The organism is Streptomyces sp. NBC_00224 (assembly GCF_041435195.1).
Taxonomy (GTDB): Bacteria; Actinomycetota; Actinomycetes; order Streptomycetales; family Streptomycetaceae; genus Streptomyces.
On the sequence record NZ_CP108106.1, the window covers coordinates 8,815,710 to 8,835,927 of the forward strand.

Genomic DNA, 20,218 nt, shown 5'->3' on the forward strand with positions numbered 1-20,218 from the left:
ACTTCGCAACGAAGCGCTTCACCTGGCTACGCCGCGCGGTAGCACGACACCCAGCGCTCGTTCCACTGCTCTCACCAGGGAACTGCCCGGGAGGCGGACGCACTTCAAGCACCCTTTGCCGCCGATGCCTCGCGGTGCCCTTTTGGCTCTGCGGCGGCCCCCGCTACCATCCGAGCACGCACAGCGACGAGGAGGGAGTCTTCCTGTGGGCAGGCACGGAGGCAAGCCCGATCCATCGGAGAGCGATGGCCACAAGCCCGGCCGGCCCATCCCGCCCCCCGACCCCAAGCGCCCCGAAAAGCCGAAGTGACCGGGCCCGAGGAACTCGCCCACCGCCTGCGCGCGGACGGCTACCTCACGGAGGTCTGGTACGAGCCGTTCGTCTACGTCCGGCGTGAGGACTTCATTCCCGACCGCATCTGGGTACAGGCAGACGACGGCTACCGGCGCCTTGAGCGTGATGAGAATCCCGGCCGGTGGCTCTCGCTGGTGTACGACGACGTCGCACTCGTCACCCAGGTCGAAGACGAGCACAACGGACTCGCGCTCGTACCGTCGAGCTCGTCGAGCATGCCGCGCGTCGTGGCCACCATGCTGGAGACCCTCGATGTTGCCGACGGCATGAGCGTGCTGGAAATCGGCACCGGCACCGGCTACAACGCCGCATTGCTGTCTCACCGGCTGGGCGATGCACGGGTCACCAGCATCGAGATCGACCCCGCTGTTGCCGAAACCGCCCGCGAGCGCCTCGCGAAGGCCGGCCACCACCCCAATGTCATCACCGGTGACGGCACTACCGCTGCCCCTGGCCAGCGGCCCGTGGACCGGGTCATCGTCACCTGCGCCCTGGGCAGCGTGCCGTACGCGCTGGTCAACCACACGCGGCCCGGGGGCCGGATCGTGCTGCCGTGGGGCACCGGTCTGTACAACGGTGTCCTCCTCCGCCTCGACGTGCACGCCGACGGCAGCGCCTCGGGGCCGGTCATAGGTGACTGCGCGTTCATGTGGAACCGAGCCGAAGCGGTGCACCGCGACGTCACGACCGTGATCCACCACGATGATCCGGCCGAGGTGAGCCACACCGGCCTGGACCCGCGCCGCGTGCTGGGCGACGAGAACGCCGCATTCGTCACCGGCCTGCTCGTCCCCGACTGCCGCTACAGCGTCGGGCACGGCCCGAACAACGAGTTCACCCTCTGGCTCGCCGACCACCGCACCGGTTCCTGGGCGAGCATCGACTACACCCCCGGCGCCGCCACCTACGAGACGGCCCAGTTCGGGCCCCGCCGCCTGTGGGAGGAAGCCGAGGCTGCGATGCGGTGGTGGCAGAGCGCCGGAGAGCCCGTACGGACTCGCTTCGGCATCACCATCACGTCCACCGATCAGTGGACATGGCTGGATACGCCGGACCTGCGCATGACAGCCGGATGACGGAACTGCCGACTGCCGGCCACCGGTCTGCGCGGGCAACAACCTCGGCGATTACGACCGTCGCCATGCCCCGAGCCCGCCCCGATCTCCCGCTCAGTCCTGACACCCGCACCTTCTACCGGCTACGTGACACAGCACGAGCACGAGGCGGAACTGGGGGCCGCGATGTCGGATCGATCGACCATGGGCGAGATCCCCGGGGACTCCTCACCCAGCTGATCAACCAGCGAGTGACGCCGGGGACAACCCGCGGACACACAGCGGCTCCCGCTTTTGGGCGCGCCTGCAGCCGTGGGTCTCACAGGGCGATCGGTCGATACGCGAGAGCTGTATCGACCACCTCGTCGGCCGAGAGTTCCCTTTCCGGCGGCCAGAAGATCAGGTCGCTGACGTAGCCGGTCGGGCACGCCAACGCCCGGTCCAGCATCTCCAGCCAACTGTCGGCTTCCGCCTCGGAGACGAAGTCCGCCTCCATGATCCGCTGTACCAGGGCAACCGCTGCTGTCCTGCTCATCTCCATGGCGCTCATCCCGCCTACAGGGCCCACCAGCAGTACAGGCGCCGCCCATCGCTGGCACGGTTGGCCAGGCCCGACAGCAGGACCAGCACCTCGTACGCGGTGTCGGCGGTGATTCCGTACGCCTGGAGCTCATCCGTCACAGCCCACGCGCCGCCGGCTTCGGCCAGCCGCTCGTGCGAGGCTGAGGCCAGAGCCTCCTGCAGGGTGTCGGAGAGGCTGATGATCAACGCGCTCTCGTGATCGGGCGACGAGAGAATCTGGCCGGCGCGCGGCCGTGCTGATGCTTCGTCGTAGCTGCAGCGGGTGAGGATTGCTTCGAGGGAGGCCATCGTCACGCTCGGATCAATCCCTTTGAGGGAAATCACGTCGAATCCCGAAGCGTCGGGTCCACCGATCTGATCGAGAACGCCGACAGCCGCTTCGTCATCGGGAGCCGAGAAGTAGTCACACATAGGCATGCAACGATCCTTGCACCCGGCACTGACATTGAGCCGCCAGCAGCAGTGGGTACTCCAAGCGAACCACCATGCACGACGACATCGGGCAGTACTTGCCACCACGCACAATCGCCCGACATCCGGCGGCCCTGGGGCGCCTGGAATTCAGGGCCGTCCCCGTCTCACCACATCTGGGGCTTCTCCCCACCAGGGCAGGGGCTTACCGGTGTATCTACCCGAGGGTGACCAGGGTGACGGGTGTTCGCAGCGGAAGCGGCCAACGCTTGCGGCGGTGACGTACGCAGCCGGTTCCGCGGTGGGCCTGCGCGGTAGGCACCGAGCCTCGGTCACTCAGCGCCGCGGCAGGCGGGGCGGGAGCACCCTCGCCGACCGGGTGCTCCCGCCCCGCCTGCCGCGGGCTAGGTTCTGTCTCTCCGATCACGCTGGTTGTCTCGTGGCTCCGCCACCACGATGGGCCGTGGAGGCATCGCCTCCACGGCCCCGGGGATCATCGCCGTGAGCGGTCCGGACTCGTGATCCTGAACCGGGCCATGTTCTCCGCGTTCTCTTCGGTGGCCCACCGATGGAAGCCGGCCTTCTCCAGCACGCGGACCGAGGACGGGTTGGACAGTTCCACATCGGCGGACACGGTGTGGACCTCAGGTGCAGTGAGGGCGAACTCTGCCAGGGCCTGGGTGGCCTCAGGGGCATAGCCCCGGCCGCGGCGGGAGGCCACGATGCCGTATCCGATTTCGAGAACGCCTTCGCTGGGCGGCCAGAACAGGCCGATCGAGCCCACCACCAAGCCGCTCTCGCGCTCGATGATCAAACGGTGACCATATGCGTCGAGCCAGGCGGGGTGCTGGCCGAAGAGGCCCGCGACCACGCGATCGCCTTCGGCGGGAAAGTCGCCCGCCCAGTGCGTGGGCCTGGCGTCGTCGAGGACCGCAGTGGCCTCGTTCGTGGTCCAGGGCCGCAGGATCAGGCGCTTGGTAATCACGTCGGTGTGGGCGGGTGAAGAAGAGGAAGACACGTGTCTCTCCTGGTCGTTGGAACGACCCGGGCCGCGCTCTGCTATTGCGCGGGCCGGACGAGGGCATGCTGAAGACGGCCGACGGCAGCCATATTCATCAACCTCCCTGTCCCGCTGATCACGTGTCTCTCGCGCCAGCGTGACCGTAACAACTGCTCCGCAGCCTGGGCAACTCACTGACAAGCCCGCACACGCGCGCGCCCTCGTCACAACGGCGGCCAGACGGCCTGCCGCCGGAAGGATATTCAGCTCCATGACAGCAGCGTCCAGTGACGCGGTCGAGCCTCAGTTGCCAGTCGCTCGGTGGTAGGCCTCACGGATGTCGGCCGGGACCCGCTTGGGGCCAATCCTGTCTACTGTGTAGCCCTGGGCTTGGGCCCAGCTCCGGATGGTGTCCAGGTCGGGGTCTGCCTGGGTGTTCATGCGCGGGGTCCCCCGGACTGCATAGGCGGGCAGGCGGGCTTCATTGAGGTAGGCAGGGGAGAGGGAGAGGCCGAACCGTGCCTCGACCACGGCGAGGCTGCGCCGATAGGTGATCTTGTAATGCTCATCCTCCGGCGCGCAGAACGTATACCCGTCGGGCGCGAGCACCCCTGCTGCGACGAGCTCGGCCAGCAGCAGATCCGGCTCCGCACCCCAGCGGTGCCTCTCTTCCCTAATTCCGAAACCGCACACGTACCGGCCATCGCGGGCATAGCGGACGGTGGCAGGTGGACGTTCACCCATCGGTAGGTAATGGATGACTTCCACGCCGTTACGGGAGATCTCCACCAGCAGCTCGCCGCCGGTGGAGTCGCCGTACTCCAGGGCGAACGACCAGCCAGCGCACGCCCCGACCCGCACCACGCCGTCGCCGTCCCCGTCCGGCCGGTATCCGATCATGCCGAGTTCATTGACCTCGGCGTCGGTGATCGGTTTGCTCGCCGCATCCGCAGCACCGCCCATCCGCACCGCCAGCTCCCGCGGGGAAATCCCGCGCGCGAACACGACACTGGACATCCAATCGTCCAGGTCGACCAGCCACTGAATACCGTCCTCCATGACAACACCGCCCCCTGCCCGCTCAGCCACCTGTTGCTTCCAGCCTCGACCCTAACCGCGCCCACTGACAGGCCAGTTGGTTCAAGGCGGTGCCGCTCCCAGCAAAGCAACCGTCACACTGGCGGCGGTGGCGTGCTTCCGGTCCAGCCAGGGTGCAGATACCACGTAGCCAGGGCCTGGAGACATTCTTGGAGGCGCCTGTTGGCCAAGCCGAAAGACGGGTCCTGGGAGTTGGCGGGAGCCCTCCGGCTTGTTCTTCTCAGGGAGATGGTGGAGAAAACGAGAGGATGTTGGCGGGTACGGCCGTTATCGTCAGAGCACGCCGATCTCCGGCAGCGGCATCTGGGGGTCGCCGCGCCCGGGTACGAGGGCCCACCGGCGCGGGCTGCGTGCCATGGGGAACCAGGGACCGCCCCGTCCGCGCAACCATCAGCACCGCCCAGGGCGGCAGGATGACGGAAGGTGACGGCTGTGGACGGTTCATCTGGCAGTCTGCTGTGCTTCCTCGACGTCGACGGGCCACTCAACCCCTATGCGGCCAAGCCCCACCGGCGCCCCGCCGGGTACACCACCCACCGGGTGATGCCGCCGAGCTGGGAGTTGAGGCAGACGCACAAGCCTCCCGGGCGCCGCAAGCCTTTGCGGGTATGGCTCAACCCCGACCACGGACCCGCTCTCCTGGCACTCGCCGACCGCTACACCCTCATCTGGGCAACAACCTGGAGGGATGAGGCCAACGACTTCATCAGCCCGGTGCTGGGCCTGCCCATCCTCCCGTACATCGATTTCAGCGACGCGGCGGAGGCCCGGTCACGGCCTGACGGGCTGCACTGGAAGACAGAACCTCTGGTGGCCTACGCCAACGGGAAGGCCTTCGCATGGGCGGACGACGAAATCACCAGTCAGGACCAGGCTTATGTCGCCTCCCACCACGCCGGACCCGCCCTGCTGCGCCGGGTCGACCCGCAGATCGGGCTGCTGGACGGCGACTTCGCCGCGCTCAAGGCCTTCGCGGCAGTGGCCGGCGCAGCGGCAGGGACGGGAGACCAGGAGATGCCGCCCAGTTTGACGGCCTGACGGATTCCTGAGCCGATCTTGCCTGCAGTCCGTCGGCCGACGAACCGCGGCCTTGGCAGTGAAATACGGTGGCCCCTGGAGACGGTTGCCGGGTAGCGGGGTGGGGGCGCCGCCGCTCAGCGGGCAGACGTAGCGGCGGCTGGGGGCAGCTGCTGGTGGAGGATCTGCCGCAGCCGGTCGGCGTCGCCGGGCTCGTGAAATGCCCGCTTGGGCAGGAGGGTCATGCACTTCTGGTCGGCGCTGAGCAGCACGAACAGGTTCGGTGTCTCCACGTAGCGGGAGAACATGGCCCAGGCGGTCCACTGGCGTTCGTGCTGGGTCGCGGCCGTCACTCCCCAGCCATCCACGGTGATGTAGCGCTGTCCTTGGGCCTGGCCGTGCTGGTGAGCCTGCCGGGCCCGCATGCGTGGCACGATCACCAGGAAGAACGTCAGGAGTGTGGAGCCGAACATCAGCGGGCCCAAGTCCACTTCGCTGCCCGGGTGGTCGACCCGCAGGCCCAGCGCGAGGAGCACCAGCCCCATCCCGGTAACGGCCCACTGGCTGCGCCGGCCAGCGGGAGAGGCTTTCATCAGGACGCGCATCGCCTCCTGGAACTCCGCGGCCGTCGCCTGGTAGGCCACATGGACGGGCGCGACCGTGCCCAGCTGAGCATTATCGGTACTCAAGGTTTGTCTCCTGGCTTGATGGATCGCCAGCGAGCCGAGCCGGAGCGTGCTTTCTGCCGATGTTCCGGACCATTATGCGCGGCTCTTCGGCGGCCGCGATCGCCGCGAGGCGGTCCTTGGCCTCTTCGGGGACGGACAATGGCGCCAGGCATCATCATGCTTCTTCCCGCCCCACCAGGGCCGCCGCGGCCCGTTCTGAAGCACGGCCGAGTTGCCGGGGCGGTGGGTCACTTCTTGCGGGGGACGGTGAAGTAGTACCCGTTGGAGGCCGATGAGCTGAGGTAGAGGGCCAGGACGGTGCCGTAGCGGGCCCGCGCGGTCGCCACACTCATCGGGGCTTGGGGGGTGATCGAGCAGCGCTCGTAGATTTCGTCCTTGGGCGGGAAGCACGGGAGGGGTTCCTCGACCTGGCTCGGGAGCGGATCTGGCCGGTCCCATTCGATCCGTATTACTGCGGCTTCGAGGCCAGGCCAGCTCATCAGGGAGCCGTCGGGCATCCGTCCGTGTGCACGCTGGAAGTCGAGTGCGTACCTCACGCTGCTGGCCGCGACGGGCAGGTCGGCTGCTTCGAAGCGGGTGAGGACATCAGTGATGTCCCCCCGGACACCGAAGTAAGCATCAACCTCCATGCGGCACTCGAGGACGTACGGAGACGGATTGTTCTCGAAAACCGAGCGCTTGGCAGGCCTGGCGCAGGAGTCACGGAAGCGCGTGAGCACGTGCTCCAGGCCCTCGACAGCGGTCAGGCGCGCGAGCACGGCACGCATCCCTTGCTCCTCCACTGCTCTGCGGGACGCGGCCTGCGGCGACGTGTCCTGCGTCCGCAGGTCCTTTGCTGCCGGCTCACGCGAGCACGCCGCCGTCAGCCCCACCAGAGGGAACGCCACCAGTAGCCCGCCCGCTCGGGCGCACCACCGGCAACCTTGGCGCCACCGAGCCGCGATGCTCTCCATGTCCGCACCTCCGCCCCCACCGTGAGGGAAGGCGGGGGCTCGCACATGAGTACGCATTCTCAGGTGCTGCCCGGCAGCTGGGCGGCGCTGCGGCGCAGTGTGTCGGACGGTCCAACTCCCCATCGGCTGCACGCGGACCCGGCCCAAGGCGTTGACCTCCCTTCATCCTGTCGGGTGCGGTGGTGCGGGCGACCGCAGCGAGCGAAACCAACGGACGGGGTGACCGTCGGGGCCGTCGGTGAGCCAGGAACCAACGCCCAGGGGCACCAGCTCGTACGGGTTAGACAACGATGAACATCAAGAGCGCTACATAACTGGTGCTGAGTGAACGGGACGAGCCATGGAGGCCATCGTCACGGCGGAGCAGATCCGCTCCCTGTGCAACAGTCCGGAACCAGGGCGTCATCGACTGCGGCGAGGACTTCGAGCCCGTCGCCAAAGGGGCTGTTCACGAGTGGGCCTGGGCTGGGGGAATGGAGGGCCGTGCAGATCGTTTCCCGCGAGCGTGCTGATCGCTTCCCGTGATTCAGGCGGGCGGGTGCGGCCAGGACGGTGTGGATGATGGTCCGGTGACGAGCATCAGCGATGACCACGTGAAGGTCTGCTTCCGGATGCAAATAGATGAGGACGGCTGGCCGCCGTCGAGCGTGGAGAGCCTGTGGGCGGTGGACCTTGGCGATGGCACGGTGCGGCTGGACAATACGCCTTGGTTCGTACGCGGGGTCGCCAGCGGCGACGTCATCCGTGTGGAGGCCGACGATGAAGGCGTCCGTTGGGCTGGCGAGACGGTGCGGGCGTCGGAGAACTGCACGATCCGGTTGATCGTGCTGAAGGACGGCGGCTCGGCTGCTGCCCGGCAGAGTGTGCTCGAGATCTTCCACAAGCTCGGGACGACCGGTGAGGGGATCGAGCAGTTCCGGATGGTTGCGCTGGATGTTCCGCCGGACGCGGACCTGCCGCGGATCCGCAAGCTCCTGGAGCACGGTGAGGCCAAGGGGTGGTGGCACTGGGAGGAGGGCTGCGTCACCGCAGCGTGGGAGGCCACAGCCGCTCGGTGACGTGTGGGTGCTGGCTGGTTGCGCGGGAAGTGTCTGTGTCGGCCCCCGAGGCGTGTTCACGGCCTGTGGAGGTGACGGACAGTGATGTCCGGGCGTCTCGCTCTCTGCTGTTTGACCTCGTCTTGTGACTGCGAGCTTCCGTTACTCCAGATAGAGAGCTGCCAAGCGGGGCAGTCGGCGAGTCATTTCGTCGTGGTCATCGAAATCGAAGTTCCAGGTGGGGTCCAGCTCCCGGTAGCGGATGATGGGTGGGCTCGCGGGGAGCTGATCACCGGTCGCCGAGATGTGTGTGTTCCAGGCGATACCCAGCATGTCCTCGCCCTCCAGGTCGACGCTGTCGGCTGCGGAGGCTTGAACGATGGGCAGTTCTGCCAGGGCATCGGGATCAGCGACTACGCGCTCGAAGACTTCACGGCCCTGAGCGATCAGCCAGCCGCGGAAGTAGTCGAAGCCGTCGTCAGAGCACCCGCCGTTGGCAACGTAAGCAGCGGCCCACAGAGGATTGGTGTAGGAGTCAACCATCAGGTCCCACAGCGCCTGCTCAGCTGCGAGGATCTCCTCGGCCGGCCGGGAGGCCAGCAGCGAGGCCGCCTCGCGAGCGACCGCTTCGCCGTCGTTCGGATTGGTCGCCTGATTGCGGGCCGCCTCAATGAGCTGCCAGAACTGCTGCTTGTTCATGGAGGCAGAGCCTGCCAGCTGGTACTGACATCGGGCTGGTCGCGGGAGCTTGGCCCATCAGAGCAGCCACGTTGCTCCCGTCAGCGTGTGTGGTCGCCGGGTGCATATCGGCCTCCAGGCTCCTCCTGCTTCGGTGACCAGGCGAGTGGCTGTCTTGTCGTGGTAGCCGAGGGCCTTCGCGATGACGGGGGCCGGGGTCTGGAGGACGAGTTGGCGGATCGCGGAGGTCCGGCCGCGTTGCGGTGGAACGCCGATCTCTCGCAGGTGGACTTGGAGGCTCACCGGGTTCATCGGCTGTCCGGGCTGGCGACCAGGGAAGAGCCACTGTGAGCTTCTGCTGCTGGCGTAGGGCAGGTGCTGGCAGGACTGGATGTAAGCCCGCATGAGGTCAGCGACGGGCCCTGGCAGCGGGGACGGCGGATCTCCCAATCGGACGGCGACGGTGGCCCCGCCGTCGAGGACGTCGTCGACCCTGAGGCGGACGATGCGGGTGACGGGTTGCGCGTAGAGGAGAACCAGCGCCGCGGCACCCCGGGCTCGCAGGGGCAGGGAGTCGTCGTTGAGAGCCCGCCGGAGAAGGGCGAGTGGCGGTGCTGGTGCAGCGGCGGTGCGGTGAAGCCCTGCGGGTGGAGGTCTGGCCTTCGAGGGCGAGATGGCGATCGACCGGCTGATCGCGCGGCGTGAGGTGCACCTGGAGCAGGCGGGGCAGCAGCCGGGCGGTGCCAGCGTCCCAGTAGACGGGCTCCATCACGAAGTCCTCGCGGCCGGCGCCGCGGCGGCACGGTGCGCTGCTGTGGGCCCGGGGAGAAATATTCGCGGGGACGACGCGCTCCCACCCCGCTCCTGGATAGCCTCAGACCCCCGACAGACAAGGACACTCCATGCGCCTGCGACAGACCGCAGCCCTCACCGCGGCCACCGCCCTCGCCGTCCTCATCCCCACCGCCGACGCCCACGCCGCCGCCGTCGCCTGCGGCGGCTCCGTCTCCACCCAGGGCATCGCCGCCAACGGCTGCATCAGCGCCGAGAAGTTCAAGGAAGGAAAGGTCTTCTTCCGCGACATCAAGGCCCACACCGTCATCACCAACACCCGCGCCCACGCCTCCTACGTGGAGTACGAAGCCTTCCTCCACGTCGCCGGCGACGGCGACGACTGGACCAAGATGGGCAGCGGCCGCACCCTCGTCCAGCGCCGCTCGACCGTCGGCCCCATCGAAATCGCCAGCTCCACCCGCGTCTGCTTCGTCGTCAACGCGAAGATCACGGTCCGCGTCCACGTCCGGCCGGCGGGCGGCGCCTGGAGCAACTGGTCCAGCGCCGCCACCTCCCAGTGCCAGACCTGACCTGCCGTGCCAGCGCCCGGCCCTCCACGGCGCCGCTGGGGGAGCGGGGGCGTTCGGCGTTTTCGCAGGGTTAATCCGCCGTCGTGTCGGCCAGCGCCTGAACGAGGCGCCAGACGGCTTCGATCGCGCCCCGCGCGCTCGCCGTGGTCATCCTCGGCTAGGAGGACGAGCGTGTGGTCCGCTGCCCGGTGTGCGGGACCCGCTTCGCGCTGGGGGCACGGGCACCGCCGTGACGCGGTCTTCGACCACCCCGCCTGCCGCCAGAAGGCGCACCGTGCCCGGCGCCGGGAGGCCGGCCGGGTCCGCGAAGCCGTAACGCCATCGACGGGCCTGGCAGCTCCCGTACCCCTCTCCGGAGCTCTGGCCAGCGCGGACGCCTTGGTCGGGTTGGTGACGGCCCCCAGGGGAGGCGCCTGCGCGATCAACGCCCGTGTGGCGACGCCCCGTTGGCCACGGCGCGCCCCGGCCGGGGGCGGGCGATACCCGGCATCGCCGAGTCCCCAAAAAATTGCAGCGCCTGTTCCGACCTCGTCCGACGCGCACCTGGCCGCGCGGGTCGTCCAGGCCGAGCACGTGGCCGGCGTGGTCCAGGTCCCGCTGGTCGGCCGGATCGCGGCAGGAGAACCGATGCTTGCCGAGCAAGACGTCCAGGATGTGCTCCCGATGCCAGTTGCACTGGTTGGCCACGGTGACCTGTTTGCACTGAAACTGGCCAGTGCATGATCGACGCAGGTATCCGGGACGGCGACATCGTCGTCATCAGGCGTCAACGTGCTGCCGAGCTCGGCGACATCGTGGCCGCGCTGCTGGGCACCGGGGAGGCCACGGTCAAGAAACTCCGGATCGCGGACGACGGAGTGTGGCTGATGCCCTGCAACCCGGCCTTTTCCCCCATCAGCCTCGACGACGACGGCATGATCCTCGGCCGGGTCGTCGCCGTTCTCCGGTCGCTGTAGCTCACCCGGCCGCAAGCTGCGGCGCAGAACAGTCCAAGCCAGGAACAGCCCGCAGCAGGGCGTGCCACATGCGGGTCGGACCATCCCCCCCACCGGCGTGCGGGTGTGGCCGCGCACAGGGTGACGGGCCGTACGCCACCGGCGATCGTCATCCAGGGCTCATGGAGACCACCAGCGTTGCGCTCCCGGGTCGCGCGAACTTCCGTGGAAAGAGTCCAGCAGATCTACGCAGGGCGCCAGGACACCTGGAGAGGTGTCCTGGCGCGTCACCGGCGCCGGCCCGGTCCGGTCTGTGGCGTTCGGTCAGATGAGGTTAAGGGAGTTGTAGCCCCAGCCGATCTTGACGCGGTTGTCGAAGGGGTCGCGGGAGTCGCCGTTGCCGGAGTAGCGCCACAGCGTGCCGTCGTTGCCGCGCGCGACAAGGTCGCTGCGGCCGTCGCCGTCGAGGTCACCCACCGAGAGGAGGCGGTTGTAGGTGTTCCAGCCGCCACCGATCTTGACGCGGTTGTTGAACGGGTCCTTGCGGTCGCCGTTGCCGGCGTAGAGCCACAGCACGCCGGCCCTGTCGCGGGCGACGATGTCCGTGAACCCGTCGCCGTTCAGGTCGCCCTGGCCGGCGATCTCGGTGTACTGGCCCCAGCCGCCGCCGACCTTGGTGCGGGCGGTGACCCGGCCGTCGTTGTAGCCGAGGTAGAGCCACAGCACGCCCGCCTTGTCCACGGCGAGCAGGTCCGACTCGCGGGCTCCGGCGAGGTTGCCGGGGGAGAGCACCTTGTTGTAGATCTGCCAGCCCCCGCCGATCGCCTTCGTGGACGCCGTCTGGTTGGGCTTGGCCGTGGTGTACAGAAGCTGGCCGTCCTTCAGGACACTCCAGGCACCGTCCTTCTGTCCGTCCTTGTCCTGGTCGACCTGGATGTAGTGCTTGAAGGCGCTGAAGTCGGCGGCCGTGGGCCACGACGCCTCGAAGCCACCCCGGCCGTCCGGGAAGTACCAGTTCAACCACCCGTCCCGCTCCACAGCCGCCATCGGGAAGGTGGCCGTCCGCTCCCCGCCGACCGCCGCACGCGGAGCGGCCAGCTTGCCCTTCGCGGACGGGGCACGGTGCTGCTCGGCGGCCTGGGCGCCCTTGGTGGCGTCATCGGCCGGGTTCCCGGCCGCGAACGCGTTACCGGCGGTGGCGGCCATCGCTGCGGCGATGGCGGTGGCGGCGAGCGCGCTCTTGACGGCGCGGCCACGCTGGATGAAACGCATGGTTTTTCCCCCAGGAAAAAGGTCATAGGGGCGCGATTGGTCCGGACCGTGCCATAGTTCTTCCGCACCATACACAGAGCCTTGACCGGCCTGCATGGTGGGGGCAGGGGCTCGGGTTCACGACGGCGAACGATGCCTGAAGTGATCAAGCAGGATGCGCATCGGCGCATGCATTTCCAGGGGGTGGGTTCCATGAGCAAGCGGTAGGTGGCGGTCGGCATGACGGCCGCGATCGTCCTGGCGGGGTTGACGGCCTGCTCGGCCCAGCAGGCCAAGGAGACCGCGAAGTCGGTGGCGGACACGGCCGACAAGGCCAATGGCGCGGTGATGGCCGCGCTCGCGCGGACCAGCGACACGACGGAGCGGGCCCAGTCGGCGGTCATCACGGCCACGATCACGGGGGTGGGCTAGCCGGCGCCGATGGAGGCGACCGGCACGTACACGTGGGGAACCCAGACCGCGTTCGACACGCAGATCAACACCACCAGCGCGGGCATCAAGAACCTGCGCTCGGCGCCGACCACCCGGATGCTGTTCGTGAAAGGGGCCCGCCACTACCAGATCGCCCCGCAGGACAGCGGCCAGTTCAAGGACAAGCGCTGGATGCGGGTCGACGCGAGCGCTGGCCTCGGCGAGCAGGGCGCCACAGGTGCGGAGGGACACGCCATGGCTAGCGCCGAACGATGAGGTCCCGGTGGGGGGAATGGGTTCTGTGGGCCGCTGAGGTCGACGCCCAGCAATGCTCTCTCACGAGGGTCGCGGTCCTCACGTGCGATAGGTGCGGCCGCCGCGTCGGGGCAGGGTGGCCGGGTTGTCATCGGCGGTGGCGAGTGTTTCGGCGGCCAGGTGGAGTTCGGCCCGCACGGCGGCCGACGCCAGGTCCAGCCCGAGAGCCTCGCTGCACCGGGCTAGCCACTGCGTCAGGGTGCTGCGGCTCAGGTTCAGCTCGGCGGCCGCCGGGGCGGTGCGGCCGCGGTGGGCCAGCCAGCAGCGCAACGCGATGCGCAAGGGACGGTCCAGGGGCTCCAGTAGCTGTGATGCCCAGCGGCGGGCGCGTTCGGGCCGCAGAAGCTCGGGTGGCACACACGGCTGGCTTGGCAGCCGCCGGGTAGCCGAGGGAGGTGGGTGCGAGGCGGGTGCCCGGACGGCTAGCAGGAGCAGTGCTTGGGTCCCGGGATCGTCGAGTTCCACGGCGAGGGCGGTGCTGGCATTGCGTAGACGCAGGCGCACCGTGCCTTCCGCGACCGCGAGAGCCGATGCGGCGCCGGCCGCAGAGCCAGCGCGCAGGTAGGCCTCTAGGGTTTTGCGCTGCTCGCGGGTCAGCGGGTGGAGGACTTGCGCGGACCAGACGGCCAGCCGGTCGGGCGGTATCACATGGAGCAGTTCGTAGGCGCCCAAGCCGGTGGCAGGCGCCAGGCAGCCCCCGGCCGCACTGCTGCGCGCCGTCGCGGCCTCTGCCCAGGCCGTGGGGAGCATGTCCAGCGGCACCGGCTCCGCAGTGCCGCCCGCCAGGCGGTGCTGGTCAGCGATCCGCGCCATGAGGGCGAACCGCTGGTGGGAGTCGCCGTGGCGGTCGTGCAGGGCGATGACGGTGAGTTCTGTGCCCTGCAGGCACACCAGGGTGCGGGGCGAGGCGGGGGGACCGGGAGGGTGCACGGTGCGCCACAGGTCGCGGTAGGCGGTCTCGGCGGCTTCCCCGGTAAGCCGGTAGACCGTCGCGTGGGTGAGGGCGTTGCAGCCCAGTACCTCGGCAGCGAGCCGGGCCTGGCCCGCCAGGAGCAGCGCCAGTACCGCCCGGTGCTGGCGCTGCTCAAGGCGGTGGCTCTCCTCCACCTGGCGGGTGGTTGCGCGCAGCCTTAGCAGGTCGACTGCGGTCGACTGGATCAGCGCGACGCGTTTGCGCGGGGTGGCGGAGCCGGGCTTGATGACGAGGGTGGAGTCGGTCATTTTGCGGACGATGAGGTGGCGGTAGGCCAACGGGCGCTCCGCCGCGCGGATTCCCTCCGCGGCGGCGTCGGGCGGGCTGCTGTGCACCGCGCGGCCGCCGCGGTTGACCAGGACCGCCCAGCCTTCGGCCACGGCGGCAACTTCCGCAATCAGCTGCGCATCTGAGTGGGCGGCCGCCCTTTGAAGCCGCCGCACCAGCTGGTACGGCGTCGCCTTCCCCAGCGGGGAGGGCGGGAGTGCCCCACCACCTGTGGTCACCGGATCCGGGCCACGCCGCCCCACCCCGCGCGGTCGGTGAGGGTGCCGGTGGTGGGGTCCGGACGCCACCGGGGCCAGCTGGTGAAACCGGGCTCGACCAGGTCCGTGCCGTCGAACAGCTGCACCGTGACGGAGGGTTCGCGGAGAATATAGGGGATCGCGCCGCTGGTGTTGTACTCCTCCTGGACCTTGCGGTGAAGGTCGTCGGCGGCCGTGGAGTGGCTCAGTGCGAGGTAGCTGCCAGCGGGCAGCTGGTCCACCAAGCGGCGTACCAGGCCCAGGGCCGACTGCCAGTCCACGATGTGGCCGAGGACGTCGTTGATGACCAGGGCGATGGGCTGTGTCATGTCGAGTGTCTTGGCTGCCCCGGCCAGCACCTCTTCGGTGTTGCGCATGTCGGTCTGGACGTACGCGGTGGCTCCCTCCTTGGTGCTGGTGCGTAACGCGTGGACGTGTAACAGCACGATCGGGTCGTGGTCGACGTAGACCACTCGGCACTCAGGCGCGATCCGCTGTGCCACCTCGTGCGTGTTGTTGCTGGTCGGCAGCCCGGCCCCCAGGTCGATGAACTGGCGTATCCCCGCTTCCTTCGTGAGGTAGGTGACCGTGCGGCGCAGGAAGGCGCGTGATTCCCCGGCGAACGGGACGATGTTGGGGTACTTGCTGCTGTAGGCGTCTCCGGCCGCCTGGTCGGCAGGGTAGTGGTCCTTGCCGCCGAGCCAGTAGTTCCACACCCGCGCGCTGTGCGCGACGGACGTGTCGATTGTGGTCGACTTGGGGGTGGGCTCTGTCATCTCAGTGCCTCCATCGATGTGTTGGGGTGCGGGGCGAGCACGCAGGCGTGGTCCCACCGCACCTGATACGCCGTGACGGTAGTGAGTTCGTCCGAGACCTCGGCGGTTCCCGGCAGTCCGCCGTCGCGGACGACGTGGTCAGGGACTTCGGGCACGTTGACCCGGTAGAGCAGCAGCGTGGGCTGCCCGGCCAGGGCATGCAGGGGGCCGTCGAGGGGATAGATCTGCAAGGTGATGTCGCCGCGTTGCGCGGCGGCGGACAGTTCCCGATGCTGTTCGGCCATCACGGCCGGGCTGCCAACCTGTGTGTGCAGGGCCGTCGCCGACATGAGCGCCCAGATCCTGGTGTGCGCCTCGCGCAGGCGCCTCTGGCGCTCCAGTAGCAGTTCGGTCCGTGCCTGCCTGACCGCGGCGGACAGGTCGGACCGGCGGATGTCTTCCACGGCGCGTGCGTAGGCGGGTGTGCGCAGCAGAGCCGGAACCAAGGCTGGCTCCCAGACGCGGATCATTTCGGCGGCGGACTCGATACCCATGAGGTCCTGCTGCCAGGGTTCCATCGCCGAACGCCACGGGTGCCACCAGCCCGGCAGGTTGGCGCAGGCCATGTCGCTGAGGAACTCGTCGATCTCGGCGGGCCCGGCTCCGTAGGCCTTGAGGAGGGTGTGGACCTGGCCCTCGTCGAGTGAGGTCGCGGCCAACTCGATACGCCGGATGGTCGCTTGGTGGGCACCCAGGGCGTCGGCCGCCTGTGCCCGCGAGAACCCGGCGGCCTCCCGAAGGGTCTGGAGCCGGTTGGCCAGCACGCGGTGCGCGATGGTCCGGCCAGACCTTTCCCGTGCCACGAACTCCCCTTTCGGCGACACTTTGCACAACCTGCGGGTAGTGCCCACCTTGTACCTTGCATACTCTGCGCGCAACCCCACAGGATGTCTAACCTGCCGCAGCTACTGAGTAGTTGGGGGCCCGTTGTGGACCAGCGGTGGGCCTTCGGTCGGACCAGGTAGAGCCCGGGTGCACCCCGGTGCCGAGCGCTGGCCCGCTGTGCTCGTCCGCTGCGATCGACCCGGCCAGCCAGACCACGGGGGGACGTGATGGAACGGATTGTTAGGGGCTATCGGGCAGGGAAACAGCCGAGTCGGGCTAGAGCTGCACCCACATGTGTGCCCGGGTGGTCCGCCGCTGGCGCGTTCAACGCAGGCATTGTTCACCAGGGGGGTGACACCCTGGCCCCGCCCGGATCCTGGGCGCCACAGCCGGCCGCGCCTCAGTGGATCACGCCTGTGAGACCCGGCGCCCGGGAACCGGCGCATGCTGCGTCCACGCGCACGGTCCACTCGAGGCGCGTTCCGCCCTTCGCCGGCGCTCTCTCATCCAGCCGCCCGTTCACGCGCACTTCGGCACGTACAGCGCACGGGGACCATCGGCACGTGGAGGGACTCTCACCCGTTTCTGCCTGCCCGACCGACCCGCCGAGACGGGCCCCTACCGAGGAGTGCCGCATGCCGACTCTCGGCTCCCTCTCCACCAATCACCCGGAAGCACGGCTCGCATTCCTGATCCCTGGCGGCAGTAAGCCCTACCACGACGTGCCGGTCACGGGCCTGGTTGTCCTGCCGCTCGCCCGGCTCCTCGAGGGGCGCCCGCTGCAGCCTGTTCCCGCCGGGAGCATCGTTGTCCTGACCGGAGCTCCCGGGCGCTTTTACAGTCGCGACCTGGCGGCGGTGGACCGGCTGCTGCGGCACATGTCCGCACACGACGCCGTCGCGCTCGTCTTCACCATCAGCCGCGACTCGCGTCTGGTACTCCCGCGCGCGGTCCGTGACCTCGCGGACGAGCTGGCCATCGTACTGATGGTCTCCACCGCCCCGGCTTACCCGTGGCGCCGGGTACACGAGACCATCCAGCAGGGCAGAGTGGCTGCCGCCGAGCGTACGGCCTCCCAGATGACGGCGCTCGTCAGGCAACTCCCCGCACAGCTGGCCGACCGCCAGGCCATGCAGCGCATTGTCGACTGGCTCGCCACGAGCCTGCGCGCACAGGTGATGGTCAGCGATCCGGAACGCGTCCATGCGGCATCGCCAGCCAGCGCCGCCGAATACCTCGCTCCGCTGGTCATCCGTCAGACGTTCACCGGCACCGCGCCGACATCCCCAGCCCGCCACAGCCAGCTGGTCCCGCTCGGCGTGGTGCGCGGCCGCGAACCCGTTCTCGCCGTCGCCCGAGACACCCCCTTCGCCAGCCACGAGATGCAGATGCTGCGCCATGCCGCCAAGCTCCTCGGCCTGGTCGACCAGGCCCAACGGGAATACGGGCGGGTCGCCGACGCCACCCGGGCCGCGCGCGCAGCCGTGGCGGAACTCCTGTTCCAGTCCGAGGTCGCCACGGCCCGCCGCATCATTGACGGGCTCACCCCGGGACTGCTCGACCCCGAGACCGCCCGGGTCTTCGTCCTCGAGTCTGACCCGGCCGACAACGACAGGGTCAGACGGCGCTGCGAGGGGTTGACGGCCAGCAAGGCGCTCGTGGTACCCGACCCCCGCACGGCCTGCCGGACTCTGATCGTCCATCCCGTCCGGCCCGACGCCGATACGGGTGACGCACTGTCTGAGCAACTCATTGAGCTTGTGCGAGAGTTAGGCCCTTCAGTCTGCCTTGGGGGCAGTGGCGTCTACTCAATGGGACTGCTCGCCGACGCACTCCAGGAAGCCATCGGCGCCCTGGCTCTGGCCCGCCACCTGCCGGACTCTGTCGCCTTGTCCGCGCAGGAGACCAAACTGATCGACCTCCTGCCGCAGCCCGAGGCCTACGCCTGGGCGTGCTGCCTGCTGCGCCCGTTGATGCGCGCGGAAGCTGATTGGGAGCAGCTCCGGGACACGCTTCCCCTTGCCCTTGCCTACTCTCACTCCGAGGCAGCCCGAAGACTCGGTCTGCACCGCAACACCGTCACACGCCACCTAGGGAAGGCGAGTGAGCTGCTGCACATGGATCTTGCCACGCTGACGACGCGCATCGCCCTCGCCCTGGCCCTGGAGGTCGTCACCCGGCGCCAGCAGTCCGTACCGGACCACGTCTGCGCAACACCGCCCAGCCTGCTGTCGCTCCTGGCCGCCCCCGAAGTCGCGGCGTGGGCCGCGTCGTTGCTGCGCCCCGCGCAGCAGGACCGGCGCCCCTTGCTCCTCACGGCCGAGGCCTGGCTGACCCACGATGCTCACACCGAGCTCACCGCACGGACACTGGGAATCTCCCAGGCCACTGTCCGCTCCCGGCTGCGGGCTCTGGAGCACCTCATCAGCCGTGACCTGACGTCGCCCTGCGGCATGCGCGATCTGCTCTACGCCCTCCACCTGGTCAACGGAACCCCCGTCGTTGCGCCTGGCACACGCGTCTCCTGCGCCGCGTAACAACCCAACACCGGCCACTGTTGCTCTTGCAATCCCTCACTAAATGATCTTCGAGGCGGTTGGATCACTCCGGGGCTGTTGATCCTGGGGGTGGGGGTGGGGGGTGGCTCGGCCGGAGCCGTGGGATGTCGACGACGAGATGTGGGCGGTGGTCGAACCGCTGCTGCCCAAGGTTGAGCGGCGAGCCCGTCATGCCGGGCGAAAGCGGCATCCGGACCGGCTGGTGTTCCAGGGGACCCTGTTCGAGCTGCATGCCGGGATCGCCTGGGAACACCTGCTGCACAAGCTCGGCTTCGGCTCGAGGATGACGTGTGTGGACGATCGCGTTATTCGGCTCTGTCGCAGATCTTGTGACGCGGCCTGTTTGGGCCCACGTGCCTGGGTAGGTGGGCAGGTAGCACCGTGCGGTTCGGTGGATCAGTAGCGGTGGCCGGGCCAGTGCGGGTCCTCCCAGCGGTCGGGTCCGGTGACGCCGAGCAGGCGTATCCGGTGAAGTAGATCCTCGGATGCGCCACAGGCACGAAGCCGGGCAGGCGTGTGGCGGACAAGCCAGGCAGTCAGCTCGGCGCGCATCTCTTCCTCGTTCTCCCAAGCCCGCCAGGGAAGTTGGTCGCCGAGCAGTTCGTACTCCCAGTGCGCTGCCGCTTCGGCCAGGTGTCGGTCGGCTACAGGGTCACTCAGCGCTTGCCAGGTGTTGAGCCACGGGCTCAGCGTGCCCGTGGCCTCGGCACTGAGGGCGAGGAGGTCATGCGCAGGTATGGAGGGATCCGGATCGGTGAGGGTGCAGGCCCACCAGGCCTGCAGGAATTCCTCCACTGCAGTGGCCTGCTCGGCAGGCCACTGCTGCCAGTGGCCGAGAGCGAATGAACGCCCGACCTCCTCCATGCCGAAGAGGGGCTCGATGAGGCCGCTGACGAGGGCCGAGGCGAACTGGGGCAGGATCCGGCGCAGCACGGAGGCGTGATCGCTCCAGTCGATGGCCTGCCATGTGCGCTGGAGGAGATCGGGGTCCAGCTCCGAGTCCGCCACCTTGAGCTGCGCGAGGTCTTCCGCGCTGCCCCAGTGGCACTCGCAGTTGGACTCGTCGGGGTGAGCGGTCATCCCGCGGAAGGTGACGGCCAGTCCGTCCAGCGCGGCGTCGAGGCGAATTCGTGCGCGGGGCTGATCGAGGTTCATCATGGGCGTTTGCCTTTGGGGACTCCGGGAGCTTGCGCCAGCCGAAGATCGCTAATTTACCGGGTCAGGATCCCGACTGTCATCAGCATGACGGCGTCTCGACTCCCGCAGTGCTCGCGATTGCCCAGAGCCGGGTCACAAGATCAGCGACAGAGCCCCGTTATTCCCCGGGGGTAGGTTCACGTAATTACTCCAG

The 20,218-nt window shown here is 68.7% G+C and carries 20 protein-coding genes and 2 pseudogenes; 9 read left to right on the top strand and 13 right to left on the bottom strand.

The features are described from left to right. Positions 1 to 306 precede the first annotated feature (306 nt). Positions 307 to 1,431 carry a methyltransferase domain-containing protein gene (locus OG965_RS39435; protein WP_371647933.1) on the top strand — a complete coding sequence of 375 codons (1,125 nt, stop codon included), beginning with the start codon at positions 307 to 309 and terminating at the stop codon, positions 1,429 to 1,431. 298 nt (positions 1,432 to 1,729) lie between these two features. On the opposite strand, the gene OG965_RS39440 is transcribed toward OG965_RS39435, so the two are convergent. The 4 genes from OG965_RS39440 to OG965_RS39455 form a co-directional block, all read right to left on the bottom strand. Next, a complete protein-coding gene (locus OG965_RS39440) occupies positions 1,730 to 1,960 on the bottom strand; it encodes an e9imm peptide (RefSeq protein WP_371647931.1) in 231 nt (76 codons plus the stop codon). A gap of 5 nt (positions 1,961 to 1,965) precedes the next feature. Then, positions 1,966 to 2,403 carry a hypothetical protein gene (locus OG965_RS39445; RefSeq protein WP_371647929.1) on the bottom strand — a complete coding sequence of 146 codons (438 nt, stop codon included), beginning with the start codon at positions 2,401 to 2,403 and terminating at the stop codon, positions 1,966 to 1,968. A 493-nt stretch (positions 2,404 to 2,896) separates the two neighbouring features. Continuing rightward, on the bottom strand, positions 2,897 to 3,421 hold the full coding sequence (locus OG965_RS39450; RefSeq protein ID WP_371647928.1) for a GNAT family N-acetyltransferase: 525 nt from the start codon (positions 3,419 to 3,421) through the stop codon (positions 2,897 to 2,899). 285 nt (positions 3,422 to 3,706) lie between these two features. Further along, a complete protein-coding gene (locus tag OG965_RS39455) occupies positions 3,707 to 4,462 on the bottom strand; it encodes a DUF6461 domain-containing protein (RefSeq protein WP_371647926.1) in 756 nt (251 codons plus the stop codon). 471 nt (positions 4,463 to 4,933) lie between these two features. On the opposite strand from OG965_RS39455, the gene OG965_RS39460 reads away from it, so the two are divergent. Next, positions 4,934 to 5,539: a hypothetical protein gene (locus OG965_RS39460; protein WP_371647924.1), complete on the top strand. Its 606-nt coding sequence runs from the start codon at positions 4,934 to 4,936 to the stop codon at positions 5,537 to 5,539. 116 nt (positions 5,540 to 5,655) lie between these two features. On the opposite strand, the gene OG965_RS39465 is transcribed toward OG965_RS39460, so the two are convergent. Together OG965_RS39465 and OG965_RS39470 are read right to left on the bottom strand one after the other, a co-directional pair. Next, positions 5,656 to 6,207: a YcxB family protein gene (locus OG965_RS39465; protein ID WP_371647922.1), complete on the bottom strand. Its 552-nt coding sequence runs from the start codon at positions 6,205 to 6,207 to the stop codon at positions 5,656 to 5,658. Between the two features lie 227 nt (positions 6,208 to 6,434). Next, entirely contained in the window at positions 6,435 to 6,974 is a 540-nt protein-coding gene (locus tag OG965_RS39470; protein ID WP_371647920.1) for a hypothetical protein, read from the bottom strand. A gap of 755 nt (positions 6,975 to 7,729) precedes the next feature. Between OG965_RS39470 and OG965_RS39475 the strand changes: the two genes are divergently transcribed. After that, on the top strand, positions 7,730 to 8,218 hold the full coding sequence (locus OG965_RS39475; protein ID WP_371647918.1) for a DUF4265 domain-containing protein: 489 nt from the start codon (positions 7,730 to 7,732) through the stop codon (positions 8,216 to 8,218). A 141-nt stretch (positions 8,219 to 8,359) separates the two neighbouring features. On the opposite strand, the gene OG965_RS39480 is transcribed toward OG965_RS39475, so the two are convergent. Beyond that, on the bottom strand, positions 8,360 to 8,896 hold the full coding sequence (locus tag OG965_RS39480) for a DUF4240 domain-containing protein (protein ID WP_371647916.1): 537 nt from the start codon (positions 8,894 to 8,896) through the stop codon (positions 8,360 to 8,362). A 691-nt stretch (positions 8,897 to 9,587) separates the two neighbouring features. Further along, positions 9,588 to 9,674, bottom strand: a pseudogene (locus OG965_RS39485) (integrase/recombinase); the annotation flags it as partial. 103 nt (positions 9,675 to 9,777) lie between these two features. Between OG965_RS39485 and OG965_RS39490 the strand changes: the two are divergent. Together OG965_RS39490 and OG965_RS39495 are read left to right on the top strand one after the other, a co-directional pair. Then, complete coding sequence (locus tag OG965_RS39490; protein WP_371647914.1) at positions 9,778 to 10,239, top strand: hypothetical protein; 462 nt, start codon at positions 9,778 to 9,780, stop codon at positions 10,237 to 10,239. A 719-nt stretch (positions 10,240 to 10,958) separates the two neighbouring features. After that, positions 10,959 to 11,195: a LexA family protein gene (locus OG965_RS39495; RefSeq protein ID WP_371647912.1), complete on the top strand. Its 237-nt coding sequence runs from the start codon at positions 10,959 to 10,961 to the stop codon at positions 11,193 to 11,195. Positions 11,196 to 11,498: 303 nt separating this feature from the next. Here the strand turns inward: OG965_RS39495 and OG965_RS39500 are convergent, their stop codons facing one another. After that, on the bottom strand, positions 11,499 to 12,446 hold the full coding sequence (locus OG965_RS39500; protein WP_371647910.1) for an FG-GAP repeat domain-containing protein: 948 nt from the start codon (positions 12,444 to 12,446) through the stop codon (positions 11,499 to 11,501). A gap of 219 nt (positions 12,447 to 12,665) precedes the next feature. Between OG965_RS39500 and OG965_RS39505 the strand changes: the two genes are divergently transcribed. Both OG965_RS39505 and OG965_RS39510 read left to right on the top strand, forming a co-directional pair. Then, on the top strand, positions 12,666 to 12,857 hold the full coding sequence (locus OG965_RS39505) for a hypothetical protein (protein WP_371647908.1): 192 nt from the start codon (positions 12,666 to 12,668) through the stop codon (positions 12,855 to 12,857). A 9-nt stretch (positions 12,858 to 12,866) separates the two neighbouring features. Beyond that, positions 12,867 to 13,133 (top strand): hypothetical protein, encoded by a 267-nt coding sequence (locus tag OG965_RS39510; RefSeq protein WP_371647906.1) that lies wholly within the window; start codon positions 12,867 to 12,869, stop codon positions 13,131 to 13,133. A 78-nt stretch (positions 13,134 to 13,211) separates the two neighbouring features. Here OG965_RS39510 and OG965_RS39515 read toward each other — a convergent pair whose 3' ends face one another. From OG965_RS39515 to OG965_RS39525, 3 genes are all read right to left on the bottom strand, one after another. Continuing rightward, complete coding sequence (locus OG965_RS39515; RefSeq protein ID WP_371647904.1) at positions 13,212 to 14,525, bottom strand: helix-turn-helix domain-containing protein; 1,314 nt, start codon at positions 14,523 to 14,525, stop codon at positions 13,212 to 13,214. A 122-nt stretch (positions 14,526 to 14,647) separates the two neighbouring features. After that, entirely contained in the window at positions 14,648 to 15,445 is a 798-nt protein-coding gene (locus tag OG965_RS39520) for an SAM-dependent methyltransferase (protein ID WP_371647902.1), read from the bottom strand. Next, positions 15,442 to 16,287, bottom strand: coding sequence for a helix-turn-helix domain-containing protein (locus OG965_RS39525; RefSeq protein ID WP_371647900.1), 846 nt, complete (start codon positions 16,285 to 16,287; stop codon positions 15,442 to 15,444). The genes OG965_RS39520 and OG965_RS39525 overlap by 4 nt, the downstream gene beginning before the upstream one ends. Positions 16,288 to 16,944: 657 nt before the next feature. Here OG965_RS39525 and OG965_RS39530 point away from each other — a divergent pair. Continuing rightward, positions 16,945 to 18,846, top strand: coding sequence for a helix-turn-helix domain-containing protein (locus tag OG965_RS39530; RefSeq protein ID WP_371647898.1), 1,902 nt, complete (start codon positions 16,945 to 16,947; stop codon positions 18,844 to 18,846). A 103-nt stretch (positions 18,847 to 18,949) separates the two neighbouring features. After that, positions 18,950 to 19,159 (top strand): annotated as a pseudogene (locus tag OG965_RS39535) (transposase); the annotation flags it as partial. Between the two features lie 104 nt (positions 19,160 to 19,263). On the opposite strand, the gene OG965_RS39540 reads toward OG965_RS39535, so the two are convergent. Then, positions 19,264 to 20,022: a hypothetical protein gene (locus tag OG965_RS39540; RefSeq protein WP_371656804.1), complete on the bottom strand. Its 759-nt coding sequence runs from the start codon at positions 20,020 to 20,022 to the stop codon at positions 19,264 to 19,266. Positions 20,023 to 20,218: the final 196 nt, after the last annotated feature.